Below are 17,064 nucleotides of genomic sequence, written 5' to 3'. Positions count from 1 at the left end.
TGCTAGACGGCTTTGTTGAGGTCCACGTCTATTCCAGCGGCCTTGATTTCTGCCGCAAGCCGGAATCGCCACATCCCTTTGCTATCAAACTCTTCATAGAGAACGCCTGCGTAGTCACTGGGAACCTCCACTCCGCCGCTGTAGAGGACGCATACATGCGACCTGCTGAGAGCGGCCATGAAAAATCCCAGTTCAAGCACAACATTCTGGCGGGCACGGGGCTTTGCATCGCCTTCTTTGCCCCTTGCGTGGCCGATGTCGTCCGGTGTAAATAGAACCACTGCAAATGCGACGTCGGAATAGTCCTCGAACTTCTCTATGACGGTTCGTCCGCGGCTCGGTTGCTCATGCAGGATCACCGGTTCAAGATCGAGCTTGCCCAGAAATCTAGCGACGGTTTCCTTGATGCCTTCGTCATGCCCGTGGACTATGAACACGCGACGCGATGACGGCTTTGCTTTCGCGACTCTGGTCGAAGCCGCATCGAGCTGGCTTTCTGGAGCCGGCAGCAATTCCAACTTTTCATACAGGGATAGCAGCTTCTTAAGATAGTGCCCTGTTGAGATGTCACCGCCAAAACTGAAGCTACCTTTACCTGTGAACTCATCTTGCAGTTCATCTGTGCTACTGATTTGCCGCAAGAGTTCTGCGGTGAACTCGTACCAGCGCCTGGCCTCATCGTTTTCATTGATCGACGCATTGGGAACTGCCTTGCCGCGCTCCAACTGCAGCTTGACCCGCTCCTGCGCCTCCGTGAGTGGAACAATCAATCGAGTTCGCTCTTGCGTTCTGTCGTTTTGCTTGCTGCGAGTCATGTGTCATGTAGGATGAAGCTGGGGGAACAACATGCTAATGCATTTAGCTGTCCGACCCCCTTTATCTATACCTAGTTAATAGCCTCTAAGATTGAATTTTTTTGGTGTTTTTAGACCTATGGAGTGCAAAAGAAACCAAAGTGTCAATCCTGCGGACTGCACACGGTAGCCGCTGACTCAACCGCTGAACGATTTCCACTGGCCCCAATTTGTGTGACTGCTAGTACCGCAACGGGTCGGCAACTCCCATTTGCAATCCCCGGCCGAAGACTTTCAAATCACCGCAGCGTGTCTGAGAACCGCCAGCGTCAGCTGTTCACCTGATACCTGCCGTTGGTTCCGCGCAGGACGTTTGCTTTCGAGTGACTGTTGTGAGGATCAAACCGTAAAGTGACGGCGTGGCGCCAAGGGCGGCAATCGCTGCATAACCGTCTCTCGATAGACAACAAGAGACCAAGGAATTGCAGGTCGAAATCAAGACTTCAATCAATTTGGAGAGTTTCATCCCGAGTAAATGAGCTGAGGGCGTCCCAAATCAGAGTTCTAAACTTTGTTATCAGACTTTGAGAACGAGTAGACCTTACCTGCCTGAGTTGAGAAAATCTCATATTGATCAGAGGCATTCGAAACTTTGAAAATAGCCCTGTTGCGGTTGATCTCGGCGAGTTTCAAACTATTGATGCAAGTTCTAAACTTTGTTATCACGCTCCATATAATTTGCCCATGCTCCAATACCAAACCATTCCCGTCACGCCCTTTCAGCAAAACTGCTCACTCGTGTGGGACGACCAGAGCCGCCAAGCGGCGGTGATTGATCCAGGGGGCGATCTGGACTTGATTTTGGACGCTGTGCGCCAACACGGCCTGCAGCTCGAGCAGATCTGGATCACCCATGGCCACCTGGACCACGCCTCGGGCACGGCCGATCTGGCCGAGCAGCTCGGGGGCTTGCCCATCATTGGGCCGCACCCCGCAGACCAGTTCTGGATCGACGGTTTGCCGCAGGCCGCTGCGGCCTATGGTTTTCCGGCTGCTCGGGTGTTCAAGCCCACGCGTTGGTTGGCCGATGGCGACACGGTCACGCTGGGGGCGCACACTTTGCAGGTGCGCCACTGCCCGGGCCATACGCCCGGCCATGTGGTGTTTTATTCGCCCGACATCAAGCGCGCTTTTGTGGGCGATGTGCTGTTTGCCGGCAGCATTGGCCGCACCGACTTTCCGCAAGGCAACCACGACGATTTGATCGCCAGCATCACCCAGCGCCTGTGGCCCATGGGCAACGACACGGTGTTCATTCCTGGGCACGGGCCCGAGAGCACCTTTGGGCGTGAACGTCAGTCCAACCCCTACGTTGGTGGGACCTGATCAGACTCAGCCCTTGCGGGCTTGCTCGTACAGGTGCTGCACCTTGGGCAGGTTGGCCTGCAGCTCTTCGATGCGGTTGTTGCCACTGGGGTGGGTCGACAAAAAAGAGGGTCCGCCATTGCCGCTGGCCGCTTGCATCTTCTGCCACAAGCTCACGCTGGCCTCGGGCCGGTAGCCGCCGCGTGCGGCGATCTCCAGGCCCACCAGGTCCGATTCGGTTTCGTCGTCGCGGCTGTACTTCAAGGTCAGCAGCTGTGTGCCCAGGTTGGCCGCAGCGTCACCCAAAGAGCCCAAGCCCAACAATTGCGACGCGATCGAGAGACCCAAGCCGGTGGCCTGGGTTTTGGCCAGGCGCTCGCGGGCGTGTTCGCGCAGGGCGTGCGCCATTTCGTGCCCCATGATCATGGCCACTTCGTCGTCGTTCAGGCGCAGCTGCTCCAGGATGCCGGTGTAGAACGCGATCTTGCCGCCGGGCATGCACCAGGCATTGATCTGCTTGCTGCCGATCAGGTTGACCTGCCACTTCCAGTCGCGTGAGCGTTTGTTCCAGGGCGTGGTGTGCGGGATGAGTTTTTGGGCGATGGTGTGCAGGCGCTGCAGCTGTGGGTGGCCATCGGGTGCCAATGCGTTTTGGGCACGGGCCTCGCTCAGCACTTGCGCGTATTGCTGGCGGGCTGAATTTTCCAGTGTCTCGGCCGGTACCAGTTTGCGCAAACCCGAGGACGAGCCGACATCGACCTGGGCCAGTGCCGAGCCTGCAGCGCCGACTCCTGCGGCCAGCAGGAAGGCCCGCCGGGCTTGCCAGCGGGGCGATGAAGGGGTCACGGCCTCGGTTGAGGCGTGGGCGGAAGCGGTTTTGAGGTTGCAAATAAAGCACATGGTGAACAAATCATAGCGAATGCAGCGGGTTTTTGCCCCCTTGCCGCCGGGCGATGCGTTAGCAAATGTCACGGCGACAGCGGGCACAGCCACCGCTCGCGCTGCAGTTGATAATCCGCAGATGTCCGATCCTGCCCTTTCTGCCCCCAACAACAACGCGCCGCCCGCCACGGTGCGCACTTGGCGCGAGGCGCTGCGCCTGTATTTGCAGCCCGCCAGCTTGCGCATGCTGGCGCTGGGTTTTGCGGCGGGCTTGCCGCTCTTGCTGGTGCTGGGTACGCTCAGCTTTCGTTTGCGCGAGGCGGGCATTGACCGCAGCACCATCGGTTACCTCAGTTGGGTCGGCCTGGCGTATGGCGTGAAGTGGATGTGGGCCCCGCTGGTGGACCGCATGCCCATTCCCTGGCTCACCCGCCAGTTGGGGCGCAGGCGCAGTTGGTTGCTGGTCTCGCAGCTGGTCATCGCGCTCGGGTTGGTGGGCATGGCCCTGAACGACCCTTCGCAATTGCTCGGGCCCTTGGTGGCGTGTGCCTTGGCCGTGGCCATCGCTTCGGCCACACAAGACATTGCGCTGGACGCCTACCGCATCGAATCGGCCGAGGTCAACGCCCAAGCCGCCTTGGCGGCCAGTTACCAAACGGGTTACCGCCTGGCCATGATCTGGGCCGGGGCGGGTGTGTTGTGGGTGGCGGCCTTTGCCCAAGGCGAGCAAGCTTCGGGTTACTCGCAATCGGCCTGGCAAGCGGCTTATCTGGTCATGGCGCTGAGCATGCTGCCGGGCATGGGGGTGGTGCTGGCCTCGCCCGAGCCGGTGCCCGCGCCCTTTGCGCCAGCGCGTAACGTGGCCGAATGGCTCAGGGGTGCGGTGCTCGAGCCTTTTGCAGATTTCTGGCTGCGCTACCGTTGGCAAGCGGTGCTGCTGCTGGCGCTGATCGCGGTTTACCGCATCTCCGACGTGGTGATGGGCATCATGGCCAATCCGTTTTATGTGGACATGGGCTTCACCAAAAGCGAAGTGGCCAGTGTGACCAAGGTCTACGGCGTCATCATGACTTTGGTGGGGGCGTTTGTGGGCGGTTTGTTGGCGGCACGGCTGGGCGTCATGCGTGTGCTCATGCTGGGTGCAGTGCTCAGTGCGCTCACCAATTTGCTGTTTGTCTGGCTCAGCGGCGTGGGCCACGACGTGCAGGCCCTGGTCTGGGTCATCTCGGCCGACAACCTGGCCAGCGGCATCGCGTCTGCGGCCTTCATTGCTTATTTGTCCTCACTCACCAACATCAGCTATTCGGCCACGCAATACGCGCTGCTGAGCTCCATGATGCTGCTGCTGCCCAAGTTCATCGCGGGGTTTTCGGGTGAGTTTGTGGATGCCCATGGTTACGCCAGTTTCTTCACGGCCACAGCCTGGCTCGGCTTGCCCGTGCTGCTGCTGGTGGCCCTGGCGTCCCGGGTGCATGCGCGCAAGGCTTGAAGCCATGGCCCGCCGGTGAGGTGGGGCCCAGGATTTACCCAGCTTTACAAAAGCGAAACCCTGGGCACTTCGGCTTGGAGGATGATCACCCCATGCAACAACTCTTGATGATCGAAGACGATGTGCGTCTGGCCGGCATGGTGGCGGACTATCTGGGGCAAAACGGCTTTGCCGTGGCCCACGCGCCCGATGCACGCAGTGGCCTCGAACGATTGCAGACACCGGGCGTCGATCTGGTGATCCTGGACCTGATGCTGCCTGACATGGATGGCCTGCAGGTGTGCCAGCGCATCCGCGCTTTACCCGGCAGCATGGCCCAAGTGCCGGTGCTCATGCTCACGGCCAAGGGCGACCCGATGGACCGCATCATTGGCCTGGAGATGGGCGCCGACGATTACCTGCCCAAGCCCTTTGAGCCGCGCGAGTTGCTGGCCCGAATCAAGGCCATCTTGCGGCGCAAAAACAAGGTGAACGACACGCCCCCGCAGCTCATGCAGTTTGGCTCGCTGGAGATTGACCGCGATGCCCGCCGCGTGAGCGTCAAGGGGCAGGACTGCGAGCTGACCTCGTACCAATACGACCTGTTGGTGGCGCTGGCCGAACGCGCAGGCCGCGTGCTCACGCGCGACCAGATCATGGAGGCCGTGCGGGGCCGCGAACTCGAAGCCTTTGATCGTTCGATCGACGTGCACATGGGCCGCATTCGCGCCGCCATCGAGGCCGACCCCAAAGCGCCACAACGCATCCTCACCGTGCGTGGCGTGGGCTATGTGTTTGCCCGCCAGCAAGACTGAGCTCCCACATGCCCATTCGCAGCCTGTCCCGTCACTGGTCACGCCACCTTTATCTGCGCATCTGGTTGGCCGTGGTGGGGGTGGTGACCTTGTTGATGCTGGTGGTGGGCTGGGCCTGGCGCGCCACGGTCGAGCACCACGCCGCGCCACCCGCGCCGCGTGAATGGCAGGTGCTGAACGCCCAGGGCGATGTGCTGGCCAGCACCACACGCGCCGGGCCGGGTGCGCCTTTGGTCTTTGAGGTGCCCTTGCCCGATGGCCAGACCCTGCCGCTGCAAGTGCAGCGCAGCGGCGAGCGGCCCCGCGCCACCGCGATGCAAGGCATGCCGGGCATGCTTCATACAGGCCCTGGCCCGGAAGGCCGTTTGCCCCCCCATTTGCGCAAAGACATGCCCTGGTGGGCCAAACCCTCGGGTTTTTTCTGGATGTTGGGCCTCATTGGTTTGGCTGTGGCGCTGGGCCTGTACCCGGTGGTGCGCAGGCTCACGCAACGCCTCGAAGGCCTGCAGCGCGGCGTGCAGCGCTGGGGTGAGGGCGACTTGTCGGTGCGCGTGCCGGTGCAGGGCGACGACGAGGTGGCCGACCTGTCCGAGCGCTTCAACGCGGCGGCCGAGCGCATCGAGGGCCTGATGGCCTCGCAAAAGTCTTTGCTGGCCAATGCCTCACACGAGTTGCGCTCGCCGCTGGCGCGCATCCGCATGGGGCTGGAACTGATGAACAGCCCGGCTGACGCTGACGCTTTGGCCCGCAGCCGGGCCGAAATCTTGCGCAACATGGCCGAGCTGGACCAACTCATCGACGAGATCTTGCTGGCCAGCCGTCTGGACGCGCAAGAGGCCGACGTCGGCACCGTGGAAGTGGTGGACCTGGTGGGTCTGTGCGCCGAAGAGTGCGCGCGGGCGGGGGCGAGGTTTGACGTGCCCGAGGGCCTGTCCCAGCTTGACGTGCCCGGTGTGCCCAAACTGTTGCGGCGCTTGGTGCGCAACCTGCTTGAAAACGCGCGCCGGTATGGGGTGGGTAGCCAGGATGCACCGCAGGGCAGTGGCATCGAGTTGTCCTTGAAACCCTTGGGCCAGGAGGTCATCATTGCGGTGGGTGACCACGGCCCTGGTGTGCCCCCAGAATACCGAGAACGGATCTTTGAGCCGTTTTTCCGTTTGCCTGGGGCCAGCGAGCGCGTGGGCGGTGTGGGCTTGGGGTTGTCGCTGGTCAAGTCAATTGCCGAGCGCCACGGCGGGCGGGTGCGGTGTGCAGACCGACCGGGTGGTGGCGCTTGCTTCGTGGTCAGCGTGCCCCAAAACAAAACAGCGAACACCTGAGTGTTCGCCGTGGGGCGGCCCTGCCACCAACAGGATGGCTCGGCGCGAGCTTCAGTGGTGGTGTCCCACCACTTCACCCGCTTTCAGTTTGTAAACCGTGCCGCAATAAGGGCACTTGGCTTCACCGGTTTTGGCCACATCCAAATAAACCTTGGGGTGGCTGTTCCAAAGTTTCATGTCGGCCTTGGGGCTGGGGCAAAACACACCGCCTTGGGGGTTCAGGTCGGTGGCCAGCAGTTCAACAGCTTGGGTGCTCATTGGTGCTCCTCAGACCAAAGTCAGCCAGTGGGCGTACTTGGGGTTGCGGCCGTTGACGATGTCAAAGAAGGCGCTCTGGATTTTCTCGGTGATGGGGCCGCGGCTGCCCACGTAGCCCTCTTTGCCCAACTCGATGCGGTCGAGTTCGCGAATCGGCGTGACTTCGGCGGCGGTGCCGGTGAAGAAAGCCTCATCGGCAATGTAGACCTCGTCGCGGGTGATGCGCTTTTGCACGATCTCGAGACCTAAGTCTTTGGCGATGTGGAACACCGTGTTGCGGGTGATGCCGTTCAGGGCGCCAGCCGACAAGTCTGGCGTGTAAATCACGCCGTTTTTGACCACAAAGATGTTTTCGCCCGCGCCTTCGGACACAAAGCCCGAGGTGTCGAGCAGCAGGGCCTCGTCATAACCCTCGTCGGTCACTTCCATGTTGGCCAAAATGCTGTTGGTGTAGTTGCTCACCGCCTTGGCTTGCGTCATGGTGATGTTGACGTGGTGGCGGGTGTAGCTGCTGGTTTTCACGCGGATGCCGCGCTTCATGCCTTCTTCACCCAGGTACGCGCCCCAGGTCCAGGCGGCGACCATCAGGTGGATGGTGTTGCCCTTGGGGCTGACGCCGAGCTTTTTGTCGCCAATCCAGGTCAGGGGGCGGATGTAGCCGCTTTCCAGCTTGTTCTCGCGCACCACGGCGCGCTGTGCTTCGTTGACCTGCGCTTGGGTGAAGGGGATGTTCATGCGCAAGATCTTGGCGCTGTTGAACAGGCGCTCGGTGTGCTCGGCCAAGCGGAAGATGGCGGTGCCTTGCTCGGTTTTGTAGGCGCGCACGCCTTCAAAAGCGCCGCAGCCGTAGTGCAGTGTGTGGCTCAGCACATGGATCTTGGCATCGCGCCAATCGACCATCTGGCCGTCCATCCAGATTTTGCCGTCACGGTCTGACATGGAGGGGATGACAACGCTCATGAAAGTGTCCTTTGAAATAGCTGCAATAAACAGGGTTGGCGTGGATTTTAAGGGTTTGGCTCTTCGGGGCGTTCGGGGCGCACCAGTGTCCATTCGGTCAACTTGCCGCCCACAAAGGTGCAGGTGACCACCGATTCGCTGGTGTCGGTCCAGGTGAAGACCTCCGGCTGGGTGTCTTTGGGGGTTTGCCGCTGGCCCAAAGAGCGGGTCATGGCGATGACATGCATCAGCGTTGCGCCCTTTTTCAGCTTGGCGTGGAGCATGACGGCGCTGGCCACATGGCCGATGGGCCGGTCAGCGGCTTTTTTCAGGATGGTGACCATGCGGGTGAAGTGCAGCAGCACCCACATGACGATGCCGCCCACGGCCAAGGCAATGCCCGGCCAGCCAAAGGCTTGCCAGGCTCCGACAGTCAAGATGGCAATGGCCGCGAGGGTGAGGATTCGGGTGAAATTCATGGGGGCAGATTGTGCCTTGCGCAGCCAAACAGGGCTGGGCCTCAGCCTTGTTTTTTCAGGGCCAGGGCCAACTCATACAGGGTATTTTTGGATTCGCCCGAGATGTCGGCCGCCAGTTTGACCGCGGTTTTGAGTGGCAGCTCGGGCAGCAAGAGTTGCAGAACCCGCAGGCCTTCACCGGTGGCGGCGTCCACCGGCGCGTCGTGCAGGACCAGCACAAATTCACCCCGCAGGCGCTCGGGTTTCTCGGCCAGCCAGGCGCTCAGATCTTGCGCGGGCAGGGTCTCGATTTGCTCAAACTGCTTGGTCAGCTCACGCCCCAGCGTGACGCGGCGCGTGCCCAGCGCCACCAGGGCTTGGGCCAGGGCCTCGATGCGGTGCGGCGCTTCCAGCAGCACCACGGCGCGGCTTTCTTGCGCCAGGTGCTGCACGGCCAATTGCCGCTCGGTGGCTTTGCTGGGCAAAAAACCGGCAAACACAAAACCGCTGTCACCGGTCATGCCCGATGCGCTGAGCGCCGTGGTCACGCTGCTGGCACCGGGCAGGGGCATGACCCGAAACCCGGCTTGGCGCACAGCCGCCACCAGCCGCGCCCCGGGGTCGCTGATGGCGGGGGTGCCTGCATCGCTCACATAGGCCACGCGCTGGCCTTGGCTCAAGCGCTCGAGCACGCTGTTCGCCGCCTCGGCTTCGTTGTGCTGGTGCACCGCCAAGAGCTGACTGCCCGGCCTGTCCAGCCCGTAAGCGCGCAGCAACTGCTGGGTGTGGCGGGTGTCTTCACAGGCCACCACGTCCACGCGGGCAAGCACATGCAAGGCGCGCAAGCTGATGTCGGCCAGGTTGCCAATTGGGGTGGCCACGACATACAGTGTGCTGGCCGGGTGGTTTTGTGATCCGGCAGCCTCGTGCGCGGCGGCAAGGGCGTTGGCAAACGAAGCAGACAAGGGAGACGGAGTCAATGCAATTCCTCAAAAAAGACAAGGTAGGCCCCCCCACGACCAAAGCCCGGGGCGATGCGGGCGAAGACGAGGCGCTGGCCTTTTTGCAAGAGCGCGGCTTGCGGCTGCTGCAGCGCAATTATCGGACCCCGGGCCGAGGCGGGGGCGAGATTGACCTGATCATGCAATGCCCGGACGGCACCGTCGTATTTGTCGAGGTGCGAAAACGCAGCCGCAGCGACTTTGGCGGTGCCGCCGCCACCATTGGCCCTGTCAAACAAAGGCGCATCATTTTTGCGGCCCGGCATTACCTGCTGACTTGGCGGCAATTGCCGCCGGCCCGCTTTGATGTGGTGACGCTGGAGGGCCAGGGACCGCAGTGGCTGCAGGCAGCCTTTGATGCCGGTTGAAGTGGCTTTGACTGTGCGCCTGAAGTGATTGGACACACACTCGCACAGTCAATAGGCCTTGCAGCAGGCTGACGGGGTTATCATGCCGCCCTATGTTAGACCTGCGCATTCAACAGCATTTCATTGACAGTGCCGACCTGCACTACCAGGTGGCCGAAGGTTTGGCCAAACCGGTCGATGCGGCCGTGCAGGCTGTGCTCGCTTGCGTCACGGGTGGCGGCAAAGTGCTGACCGGTGGGCTGGGCGCATCTGCGGGCTTGGCGCAGTATCTGGCGGGTTTGCTGGTGGGCGGGTTTGAGCGCGAAAGACCGGGCCTGTCGGCCATGGCCTTGTCGGCCGATGCCCAGATGGCCAGCTTGTGGCCCGAGGATCAAGGTTTGGCCAGTCAGGTGCGGGCCTTGGGCCACACCGGGGACGTGCTTTTTCTCATCAGCGCCCAAGGGGCGGAGTCCGCGTTGGTGCAGGCCGTGCAGGCCGCGCACGAGCGCGAAATGAGCGTTGTGGCGCTCACGGGGCATCAGGGCGGGGCCTTGGCCCGGCAGCTGCGCGAGACCGATGTGCACGTGTGCGTGCCCCACGAGCGCGTGGCCCGAATTCGCGAGGTGCAGCAGTTGGTGCTGCACTGTTTGTGTGATGGCATTGACACCCAGTTGTTGGGTGAACAGGAGTCTTTTTAAATGAAACGTCAACTTCAAACCGTGGTCTATGGTGCTGTGTTGCTGGCCTCTTTGGCCAGCCTGAGTGCTTGCGCGCCTTTGATCGTGGGAGGCGCCGTCATGACCGGTGTGATGGCCACGGACCGTCGCACCACGGGCACACAGGTCGAGGACGAGAGCATCGAGATCAAGGTGGCCAGCGCCGTGCGCAATGAAATGGGTGATCGCATCCACCTGAACGTGACCAGCTTCAACCGCCAGGTCTTGCTCAGTGGTGAGGTGCGCACCGCCGCCGACAAGGAGCGTGCCGAAAAACTGGCCCAGAGTCAGGAAAACGTGAACGCTGTGGTGAACGATCTGGCTGTGATGCCGGTCAGTTCTCTCACGCAGCGTTCCAAAGACACGGTCATCACCGGCAGGGTCAAAGCCGCCTTTGTGGACGCCAAAGATTTGCAGGTCAACGCCATCAAAGTGGTGACCGAGCGCGGCATCGTTTACCTGATGGGCCGCGTGACTTCGCGCGAGGCCAAGCGCGCTACCGACATTGCCCGCGGCATGAGCGGCGTGACCAAGGTGGTGCGCGTGTTTGAGGAAATTTCCGAGCAGGAACTGCAGCGCCTGAGCCGTCCGACCAAGTAATCTGCTTGACGTCAGCAGGCGCGCCGTCGTGCGGGGCCTGCTGCCCAGGCCGCCCGCCTCACCAGGTGTCTATGGCCAAGCTGCCATCACAGGGCCGCACGCGCCCTGCTTCCAGGCCTGCCACCAGCCACTCGCGTGTATCGGCCGGGTCAATCACCGCATCAATCTCCAGCGTGGCGGCCATGTTGATGGCGCTGCCGTTGTCGTATTGCTGCGCCAGCAGCTGCTCAAACAACGCTTCGCGCTCAGGCCCTTCGGGCACGGCCTCTAGTTCTTTGCGGTAACCCAGGCGCACCGCGCCTTCGAGGCCCATGCCGCCAAACTCGCCTGTGGGCCATGCCACCGTGGCCAGGGTTTCGTGAAAGCCCCCACCCGTCATGGCCATCGCGCCCAACCCGTAGCCCTTGCGCAGTACCACGCTGAGCAGCGGCACCCGCAGGTGCGCAGCCGCCACAAACATGCGCGAAACATGGCGCACCTGCGCCGTGGCTTCTGTGTCCGGCCCGACCATAAAGCCGGGCGTGTCCACCAGGCTCACGATGGGCAAACCGTGCGCATTGCACAGCTGCATGAAGCGGGCGGCTTTGTCGGCGGCATCGGCATCGATCGCGCCTCCCAGGTGCAGTGGGTTGTTGGCCATCAGGCCCACCGGGCGGCCTGCGATGCGGGCCAAGGCCGTGTGGATGCCCACGCCAAAACCCGTGCGCAGCATCAACAGGCTATCCTCGTCGGCGATGCCCTGCATGGCGGCGCGGGTGTCGTACACGCGCAGGCGGTTTTCGGGCACCACATGGCGCAGGGCTTCGGCGTCCGGAGCCTGCCATGGCGACACAGCCCCTTGAAAAAACGACAGGTAATGCCGCGCTGCTGCCACGGCCTGCGTTTCGTCATCGACCAGCACATCGATCACGCCGTTGCCGTGCTGCACTTCGCTCGGACCAATCTGCTCAGGTTTGAACACGCCCAAACCCCCGCCTTCGACCATGGCCGGGCCGCCCATGCCGATGTTGCTGTCCTTTGTAGCGATGATCACGTCACAGCAGCCCAGCAGCGCCGCATTGCCTGCAAAGCAGCGCCCGGCCACCACGCCCACCACTGGCACGCGGCCATTGAGGCGCGCAAACGAGGCAAAGGTGGCCAGGTTCAGGCCCGCCACGATGGCGACGTCGACATCACCCGGCCTGCCGCCCCCACCTTCGGCAAACAGCACGACGGGCAAGTGGTTGTGCAGGGCCACACCCAGCATGCGGTCGGTCTTTTGGTGGTTGCGCATGCCTTGTGTGCCGGCCAGCACGGTGAAGTCGTAAGCCATGACGACCACGCGCTGACCGTTGACTGTGCCAATGCCGGTGACCATGCCGTCGGCGGGCGTGTTGCGCATCAAATCGTCGGCGCTGCGGCGGCGGCTTTGTGCGGCCACAGCCAGGGCGCCATATTCGACAAATGAGCCTTCATCACAAAGATCAGCGATGTTTTCTCGGGCGGTGCGCAGGCCCATGGCGTGCCGTTTGGCCACGGCTTCGGGGCGTGCCGCGTCGTGGGTGAAGGCCAGGCGGGCCTGCAGCTTTTGCAGGTCGGCGCGGTCCTTTGAAAGGGGGGCAGTTGCCGTGCTGGCGGCAGGAGCCAAGGGTTGCAAGGCCGCATCTGTCACGGGCATGAGCGAGCACAATACCTCGCCTTCGGTCACCGCCTCGCCTGCCTGAAAGTACAGCTCGCCCACACGCCCGGCCTGGGTGGCGCGGATTTCGTGCTCCATCTTCATGGCTTCCAGAATCACCAACACGTCGCCATCGGCCACGTTCGCGCCGGGGGCCACCAACCATTGAACCAGTTGCGCCTGTAGGGGGGAATGGATGTTTTGCATCCATTCATTGTGCGGGGCTGCCCGTGCGACAGGGGGTCAAGTCCGGGACAATTTAAACTGGGTTTTTCTTGTCGCAAACAAACCAAACCATGAACTTTGAACCCCTGATTGAACTCACCCGCAACGGCATCCAGGAGTGCGTGCACATGGGCGCACTGGCCGTGACCGACACCGAGGGCCGCGTGCTGGCGCAAGTGGGCAACCCGCACTGGCTGTGCTTCACGCGCTCCACCCTCAAGGCGATGCAGGCGCTGCCGCTGATCCAGTCGGGCGGCGTGGCGCATTTTGGCTTCACACCGACAGAGTTGGCCCTGATGTGCGCCAGCCACAACGGCGAGGACATGCACGTTGAGCAGGTCACGTCCATCCTGCGCAAAAGTGGCAGCAGCACGCGCCAGATGCGCTGCGGCTGCCATGTGCCTTACCGCTTCACGTTTTTTGACCGCCCCATGCCTGAGGGCTTTGCCTACGACGAGCGGCACCACAACTGCAGCGGCAAGCACAGCGGTTTTTTGGCGTACTGCGTGCAGCACGGTCTGCCCACCGACAGCTACACCGAGGTGGACCACCCGCTGCAACAAAAGATTCGCCAGGCCGTGGCGCATTTGGCGGGCTTGGATGAGCAAGAGCTGGCGCTGGGCATCGACGGCTGCTCGGCCCCCAATTACGCCATGCCCTTGTCACGCTTAGCGCGCAGCTACGCACGGCTGGCGCAGCCCGAATCCGACGCCTTGTATGGCGAGAGCCTGGCACAGCTGGGCCAAGCCATGAGCGCTCACCCCGAGCTGGTCTCGGGCACCGGGCGCAACGATGCCGATTTCATGCGCGCCGGTCGGGGCGACTGGGTGACCAAGGTGGGCGCAGACGGCGTCCAGGTGGTAGGCAGCCGTTCAAGGGGCCAGGCCCTGGCCATCAAGATCATGGATGGCAACAAAGCGGCGCTGTTTGCCGCGACCGTAGAGGCCTTGGACCAACTGGGTTGGTTGGACGATGCGCAGCGCCAGGAGCTGGAGCCCTGGCGCGCGCAGGTGCTGCTGAATGTGGCAGGGGTGCCGGTGGGTGAACGAAAAAGTCTTTTTAAATTGAAAGCGTGACGTTTGGGCGTGCACAGCGCTTGCTTTTATTTTCTAATGACCCTCAGTTCTGGAGGGCTGTGACATGAAAAAAACCAATGGCAGTGGCTTCATGCGGTCTCATTCCATCTGGGTGTTGCTGGCTTGCGGGTTCGCCTGCAGTGCTGCGGTGGCGTCACCCGACAAAGCGCTGAGCCCAGAGGACAGCGCGGCGGGTGTGCCGGTGCCCAGCCCCGAATGTGAGATCACTGTCACCGCAGCGCCCTTGCAGTTCCGGCAGTTTGACGAGGTTGAAATCAAGGGGGTGGCCATCACCGATGCGCAAGCCAAATTGGCCCAGCCGATGGAGGTGATTTGTCGGCGCGAAGTGGAGCGTAGCCCCGCGTCCTTCGCGGGTGAACTGCTCCAGCAATTGCCTGCACTGTTGCAGCACCAGGCCGGCGGCCTGTCAGGCCCCTTGGGATTGGCGTCGGTGCATGGCCATGCAGCGGGCACCCTGGTGTTGCTCAATGGCCAGCGTTTGCCGGGCCTGGGGCCGTCAGGCTGGCGTGGCCGATCGGACGCGCTGGACCTGCGTTTTTTGCCCTTGTCGGCCATTGACCGCGTTGAAGTGCAAACGCCGGGTGCCTCCAGTGCCTTGGGCTCTGACGGTATCGCGGGGGTTGTCAACATCCGCACCCGCAGCACGCGTGGGCTGGCCATGGGTGCTGAAAGCTTGCACCCCAGCCGGGGAGGGGGCGAAGGCCAAGGGCTGAATGTGGCCTGGGGCCATGGCAGCTTGCGCACCGACGGTTATGCCCTGCAGCTGCACGCGGCGCTGTCGCGCCGGCATGGCGCGCTGTGGTCGCCCGACTTGCAGGCCTTGCGCGTGGCCCCCGCCAGCACGCGCAGCCAGTGGTTCATGAGCGGTGACTGGACCTTGAGCGGACCCTGGACCGGGTTTGCGCACCTGCTGGGCACCCAGGAAGCCCCTGTCAGCCAGATCTTGGCTGCGGATGCGGCGATCCAGTTTCCGGTCGATGGACGCCCCGGCCCGTGGTCGTGGGTGCCCAGTGAACGCCAAGGCATGCACCAATGGCGTTTGGGCCTGCAAGGGCCATGGCAGGGCTGGGACCTGTTGGCTTCGGCCTCCAGTGGCCAGGCTCGGCAACAAGAAAAACCGCTGCCACTGGGGCCTGCGCCCGATGCCCTGGACCGGCTCGTGCAAGACCGCTGGTTGGCCTTGAAGGACCTGCCTGCTTTGGCCGAGCAGCGCCACGACACGCGCCTGCACACCTTGAACGTGCAAGTGCAGCGCGAGCTCGACAGCCCGTCCCAAGGCCCTCGGACTTTGGCTTTGGGCTGGGATTGGCGGCAAGAATACTTGAGCAGCCAAATGACCCCGCCTGCCGCCAGCATTTGGACTGCCCAGCGGCAGCAATGGGCGGTGCATGCCGAGCTCAAAACACCGCTGGCCGAACACCATGAAGTGAGTGCCTCCTTGCGGCATGACCAATACGCTGACGTGGGCGGAGCCCAGACCGGGCAACTGGCCTGGAGGTGGCGGCCCTCGACCCCGTTTCTCATGCGAGCCTCTTTGGGCACCGGCTTCAGGGCCCCGGGTTTGGAGCAGCTCAACCCGGGCATCACCCGCAGTGGGCTGTTGTGGGACCCGGCCCGCCTGAGCCAGTGGCGCGTGCAGCGCCGGGGTCAAGCCCAGTTGCAAGCCGAGGCCTCCACCCATGCCAGCTGGGGTTTCAGGCTGGAGCCACAGCCGCGCTGGACTTGGGGTGCAGACCTGTGGCAAATCGATGTGCGACGTGCCTTGGGCGACCAGAGCCAATGGGCCAGTGATGCCGCTGGGTCTTATCTGGAGTTGGTGGCCACCAACTTAGGGCGCAGCCGCAAACAAGGCATCGACTTCGACACCGAGTGGCGTGTGCCGACCGATGCCGGCCTGATGCGCTTGAGCTTCAAGGGTGTGCTGTACCTGAAGTCCGAATTGCAAGAAGCTCGCACGGGCCGCACGGTGTCGGACTTGGCGCAGGTGTCTGGCATCACCCAAACCGTGACCCCTCGGCACCAATGGGTGGGGGGTGCCAGCCTGGAGTGGGCCAACTGGGTGTTGATGAGCGGTTGGCGTTACACCTCGGCCTACCGTGAAGCCCCGAACTGGCCCCTGTCGGCCGACAGCGCGGGCAAGACCCGCCAGGTGTCTGGCCACTGGCAGCTCGATCTGGGCGGGCAGTGGGCACTGAGCCGCCAAATGACGGTGAGCGCGTGGTTGCAAGATGTCACCGACAGCGGTCGCTCACATGCGCTGGCCACTGTTCAGGCCTTGCAGGGCGGTGACCGCTTGAGTCTGGAAGATGTGGGGCGCAGCCTGAAACTCAGGGTGCATTACCGTTTCTGAGACCGCAGCTGAGGCCCTTGGTGTCTGGCCTCAATGCCGCGCGCCAAAAATACCCGTGCCCACCCGCACCATGGTGCTGCCCTCGGCAATCGCGGCAGCCATGTCGGCGCTCATGCCCATCGACAAGGTGTCCAGCAGCAGGCCTTGCTGGCGCAGGGTTTCAAACAGGGCCTTGGCCTGGGCGTGCACGGCGCGCATCTGGGCGTCGGTCTCGGCAGGCTCGGGGATGGTCATGAGTCCGCGCAACTGCAAGCGCGGCAAAGCGGCCACAGCCTGCGCCAGCGCCGGCAGCTCTTGCGGGCTCACGCCCGATTTGGTCTCGCCACCGTCCACATTCACCTGAATGCAGACCTGCAAGGGTGGCAGTTGGGCTGGGCGTTGCTCGGACAGGCGCTGGGCAATTTTGAGGCGGTCCACGCTGTGTACCCAGTCAAAATGCTCGGCCACCAAGCGGGTCTTGTTGCTCTGGATCGGCCCGATGCAATGCCATTCCAGGGGTAAATCGCGCAAGGCGGTGATTTTGTCCACCGCTTCCTGAATGTAGTTTTCGCCAAAGGCCGTCAATCCTGCGGCATGGGCCTGACGCACCGCGTCGGGCCCCCAGGTTTTGGACACGGCCAGCAAGCGCACGCTGCCCGGTGCGCGGCCCGCGGCGTGGCAAGCGGCCAAAATCTGCGCCTGCACGCGGGCGATGTTGTCGGCAATCGAAGGGTTCATGGCCTGAGCGTACCAAAAGCGTCCCTGTCACCCCGTGACACAGCCAAAGCACCTGG

Annotated in this window: 17 protein-coding genes; 9 read left to right on the top strand and 8 right to left on the bottom strand. The window is 62.8% G+C overall.

From position 1 onward, the window contains the following. Nucleotides 1–2 precede the first annotated feature (2 nt). Nucleotides 3–815, bottom strand: coding sequence for a nucleotide-binding protein (locus QZ190_RS07645; RefSeq protein ID WP_291915182.1), 813 nt, complete (start codon nucleotides 813–815; stop codon nucleotides 3–5). Between the two features lie 723 nt (nucleotides 816–1,538). Here QZ190_RS07645 and QZ190_RS07640 point away from each other — a divergent pair. Then, entirely contained in the window at nucleotides 1,539–2,180 is a 642-nt protein-coding gene (locus tag QZ190_RS07640) for an MBL fold metallo-hydrolase (protein WP_291915181.1), read from the top strand. Between the two features lie 6 nt (nucleotides 2,181–2,186). Here the strand turns inward: QZ190_RS07640 and QZ190_RS07635 are convergent, their stop codons facing one another. Then, nucleotides 2,187–3,059, bottom strand: a complete 873-nt coding sequence (locus QZ190_RS07635) for a M48 family metallopeptidase (RefSeq protein ID WP_291915180.1) — start codon at nucleotides 3,057–3,059, stop codon at nucleotides 2,187–2,189. 121 nt (nucleotides 3,060–3,180) lie between these two features. Between QZ190_RS07635 and QZ190_RS07630 the strand changes: the two genes are divergently transcribed. The 3 genes from QZ190_RS07630 (at nucleotide 3,181) to QZ190_RS07620 (ending at nucleotide 6,643) form a co-directional block, all read left to right on the top strand. Further along, nucleotides 3,181–4,530, top strand: a complete 1,350-nt coding sequence (locus QZ190_RS07630) for an AmpG family muropeptide MFS transporter (RefSeq protein WP_291915179.1) — start codon at nucleotides 3,181–3,183, stop codon at nucleotides 4,528–4,530. A 92-nt stretch (nucleotides 4,531–4,622) separates the two neighbouring features. Further along, nucleotides 4,623–5,324 carry a response regulator transcription factor gene (locus QZ190_RS07625; protein ID WP_291915178.1) on the top strand — a complete coding sequence of 234 codons (702 nt, stop codon included), beginning with the start codon at nucleotides 4,623–4,625 and terminating at the stop codon, nucleotides 5,322–5,324. An 8-nt stretch (nucleotides 5,325–5,332) separates the two neighbouring features. Then, a complete protein-coding gene (locus tag QZ190_RS07620; protein ID WP_291915177.1) occupies nucleotides 5,333–6,643 on the top strand; it encodes a HAMP domain-containing sensor histidine kinase in 1,311 nt (436 codons plus the stop codon). Nucleotides 6,644–6,694: 51 nt separating this feature from the next. Here the strand turns inward: QZ190_RS07620 and QZ190_RS07615 are convergent, their stop codons facing one another. Genes QZ190_RS07615 through rsmI form a run of 4 tightly spaced genes read right to left on the bottom strand, consistent with a single transcriptional unit; the run spans nucleotide 6,695 to nucleotide 9,263 of the window. Further along, nucleotides 6,695–6,901 (bottom strand): zinc-finger domain-containing protein, encoded by a 207-nt coding sequence (locus QZ190_RS07615; RefSeq protein WP_291915176.1) that lies wholly within the window; start codon nucleotides 6,899–6,901, stop codon nucleotides 6,695–6,697. A gap of 9 nt (nucleotides 6,902–6,910) precedes the next feature. Continuing rightward, nucleotides 6,911–7,861, bottom strand: coding sequence for a branched-chain amino acid transaminase (locus QZ190_RS07610; protein ID WP_089952215.1), 951 nt, complete (start codon nucleotides 7,859–7,861; stop codon nucleotides 6,911–6,913). A gap of 47 nt (nucleotides 7,862–7,908) precedes the next feature. Next, nucleotides 7,909–8,319: a glycerate kinase gene (locus tag QZ190_RS07605; protein ID WP_291915175.1), complete on the bottom strand. Its 411-nt coding sequence runs from the start codon at nucleotides 8,317–8,319 to the stop codon at nucleotides 7,909–7,911. Between the two features lie 41 nt (nucleotides 8,320–8,360). After that, entirely contained in the window at nucleotides 8,361–9,263 is a 903-nt protein-coding gene (rsmI, locus tag QZ190_RS07600; protein WP_291915189.1) for a 16S rRNA (cytidine(1402)-2'-O)-methyltransferase, read from the bottom strand. 14 nt (nucleotides 9,264–9,277) lie between these two features. Here rsmI and QZ190_RS07595 point away from each other — a divergent pair, with 14 nt between their 5' ends. The 3 genes from QZ190_RS07595 to QZ190_RS07585 all read left to right on the top strand — a co-directional run bounded on the left by QZ190_RS07595 (nucleotide 9,278) and on the right by QZ190_RS07585 (nucleotide 10,962). Next, the gene (locus QZ190_RS07595) at nucleotides 9,278–9,667 is read left to right on the top strand and encodes a YraN family protein (protein WP_291915174.1); all 390 of its coding nucleotides are present in this window, start codon (nucleotides 9,278–9,280) and stop codon (nucleotides 9,665–9,667) included. Nucleotides 9,668–9,759: 92 nt separating this feature from the next. Continuing rightward, nucleotides 9,760–10,344 carry an SIS domain-containing protein gene (locus tag QZ190_RS07590; protein ID WP_291915173.1) on the top strand — a complete coding sequence of 195 codons (585 nt, stop codon included), beginning with the start codon at nucleotides 9,760–9,762 and terminating at the stop codon, nucleotides 10,342–10,344. Then, the gene (locus tag QZ190_RS07585) at nucleotides 10,345–10,962 is read left to right on the top strand and encodes a BON domain-containing protein (protein ID WP_291915172.1); all 618 of its coding nucleotides are present in this window, start codon (nucleotides 10,345–10,347) and stop codon (nucleotides 10,960–10,962) included. A gap of 58 nt (nucleotides 10,963–11,020) precedes the next feature. Here the strand turns inward: QZ190_RS07585 and QZ190_RS07580 are convergent, their stop codons facing one another. Beyond that, the gene (locus QZ190_RS07580; RefSeq protein WP_367114234.1) at nucleotides 11,021–12,817 is read right to left on the bottom strand and encodes a carboxyl transferase domain-containing protein; all 1,797 of its coding nucleotides are present in this window, start codon (nucleotides 12,815–12,817) and stop codon (nucleotides 11,021–11,023) included. 98 nt (nucleotides 12,818–12,915) lie between these two features. Between QZ190_RS07580 and QZ190_RS07575 the strand changes: the two genes are divergently transcribed. Both QZ190_RS07575 and QZ190_RS07570 read left to right on the top strand, forming a co-directional pair. Next, nucleotides 12,916–13,920, top strand: coding sequence for an asparaginase (locus QZ190_RS07575; RefSeq protein ID WP_291915170.1), 1,005 nt, complete (start codon nucleotides 12,916–12,918; stop codon nucleotides 13,918–13,920). Between the two features lie 64 nt (nucleotides 13,921–13,984). Then, the gene (locus tag QZ190_RS07570; RefSeq protein WP_291915169.1) at nucleotides 13,985–16,291 is read left to right on the top strand and encodes a TonB-dependent siderophore receptor; all 2,307 of its coding nucleotides are present in this window, start codon (nucleotides 13,985–13,987) and stop codon (nucleotides 16,289–16,291) included. Between the two features lie 30 nt (nucleotides 16,292–16,321). Here the strand turns inward: QZ190_RS07570 and QZ190_RS07565 are convergent, their stop codons facing one another. Continuing rightward, a complete protein-coding gene (locus QZ190_RS07565) occupies nucleotides 16,322–17,008 on the bottom strand; it encodes a YggS family pyridoxal phosphate-dependent enzyme (protein WP_291915168.1) in 687 nt (228 codons plus the stop codon). Nucleotides 17,009–17,064 lie beyond the last annotated feature (56 nt).

It is taken from the genome of Limnohabitans sp., assembly GCF_017848645.1.
Lineage (GTDB): Bacteria > Pseudomonadota > Gammaproteobacteria > Burkholderiales > Burkholderiaceae_C > Limnohabitans_A.
This window is presented reverse-complemented; position numbering and strand designations above follow the sequence as displayed.

Excerpts from the sequence above, each read along its gene's own strand:
- QZ190_RS07645 (WP_291915182.1), bottom strand. The coding sequence starts at position 815 with ATGACTCGCAGCAAGCAAAACGACAGAACGCAAGAGCGAACTCGATTG.
- QZ190_RS07640 (WP_291915181.1), top strand. The coding sequence starts at position 1,539 with ATGCTCCAATACCAAACCATTCCCGTCACGCCCTTTCAGCAAAACTGC.
- QZ190_RS07635 (WP_291915180.1), bottom strand. The coding sequence starts at position 3,059 with ATGTGCTTTATTTGCAACCTCAAAACCGCTTCCGCCCACGCCTCAACC.
- QZ190_RS07630 (WP_291915179.1), top strand. The coding sequence starts at position 3,181 with ATGTCCGATCCTGCCCTTTCTGCCCCCAACAACAACGCGCCGCCCGCC.
- QZ190_RS07625 (WP_291915178.1), top strand. The coding sequence starts at position 4,623 with ATGCAACAACTCTTGATGATCGAAGACGATGTGCGTCTGGCCGGCATG.
- QZ190_RS07620 (WP_291915177.1), top strand. The coding sequence starts at position 5,333 with ATGCCCATTCGCAGCCTGTCCCGTCACTGGTCACGCCACCTTTATCTG.
- QZ190_RS07615 (WP_291915176.1), bottom strand. The coding sequence starts at position 6,901 with ATGAGCACCCAAGCTGTTGAACTGCTGGCCACCGACCTGAACCCCCAA.
- QZ190_RS07610 (WP_089952215.1), bottom strand. The coding sequence starts at position 7,861 with ATGAGCGTTGTCATCCCCTCCATGTCAGACCGTGACGGCAAAATCTGG.
- QZ190_RS07605 (WP_291915175.1), bottom strand. The coding sequence starts at position 8,319 with ATGAATTTCACCCGAATCCTCACCCTCGCGGCCATTGCCATCTTGACT.
- QZ190_RS07595 (WP_291915174.1), top strand. The coding sequence starts at position 9,278 with ATGCAATTCCTCAAAAAAGACAAGGTAGGCCCCCCCACGACCAAAGCC.
- QZ190_RS07590 (WP_291915173.1), top strand. The coding sequence starts at position 9,760 with ATGTTAGACCTGCGCATTCAACAGCATTTCATTGACAGTGCCGACCTG.
- QZ190_RS07585 (WP_291915172.1), top strand. The coding sequence starts at position 10,345 with ATGAAACGTCAACTTCAAACCGTGGTCTATGGTGCTGTGTTGCTGGCC.
- QZ190_RS07575 (WP_291915170.1), top strand. The coding sequence starts at position 12,916 with ATGAACTTTGAACCCCTGATTGAACTCACCCGCAACGGCATCCAGGAG.
- QZ190_RS07570 (WP_291915169.1), top strand. The coding sequence starts at position 13,985 with ATGAAAAAAACCAATGGCAGTGGCTTCATGCGGTCTCATTCCATCTGG.
- QZ190_RS07565 (WP_291915168.1), bottom strand. The coding sequence starts at position 17,008 with ATGAACCCTTCGATTGCCGACAACATCGCCCGCGTGCAGGCGCAGATT.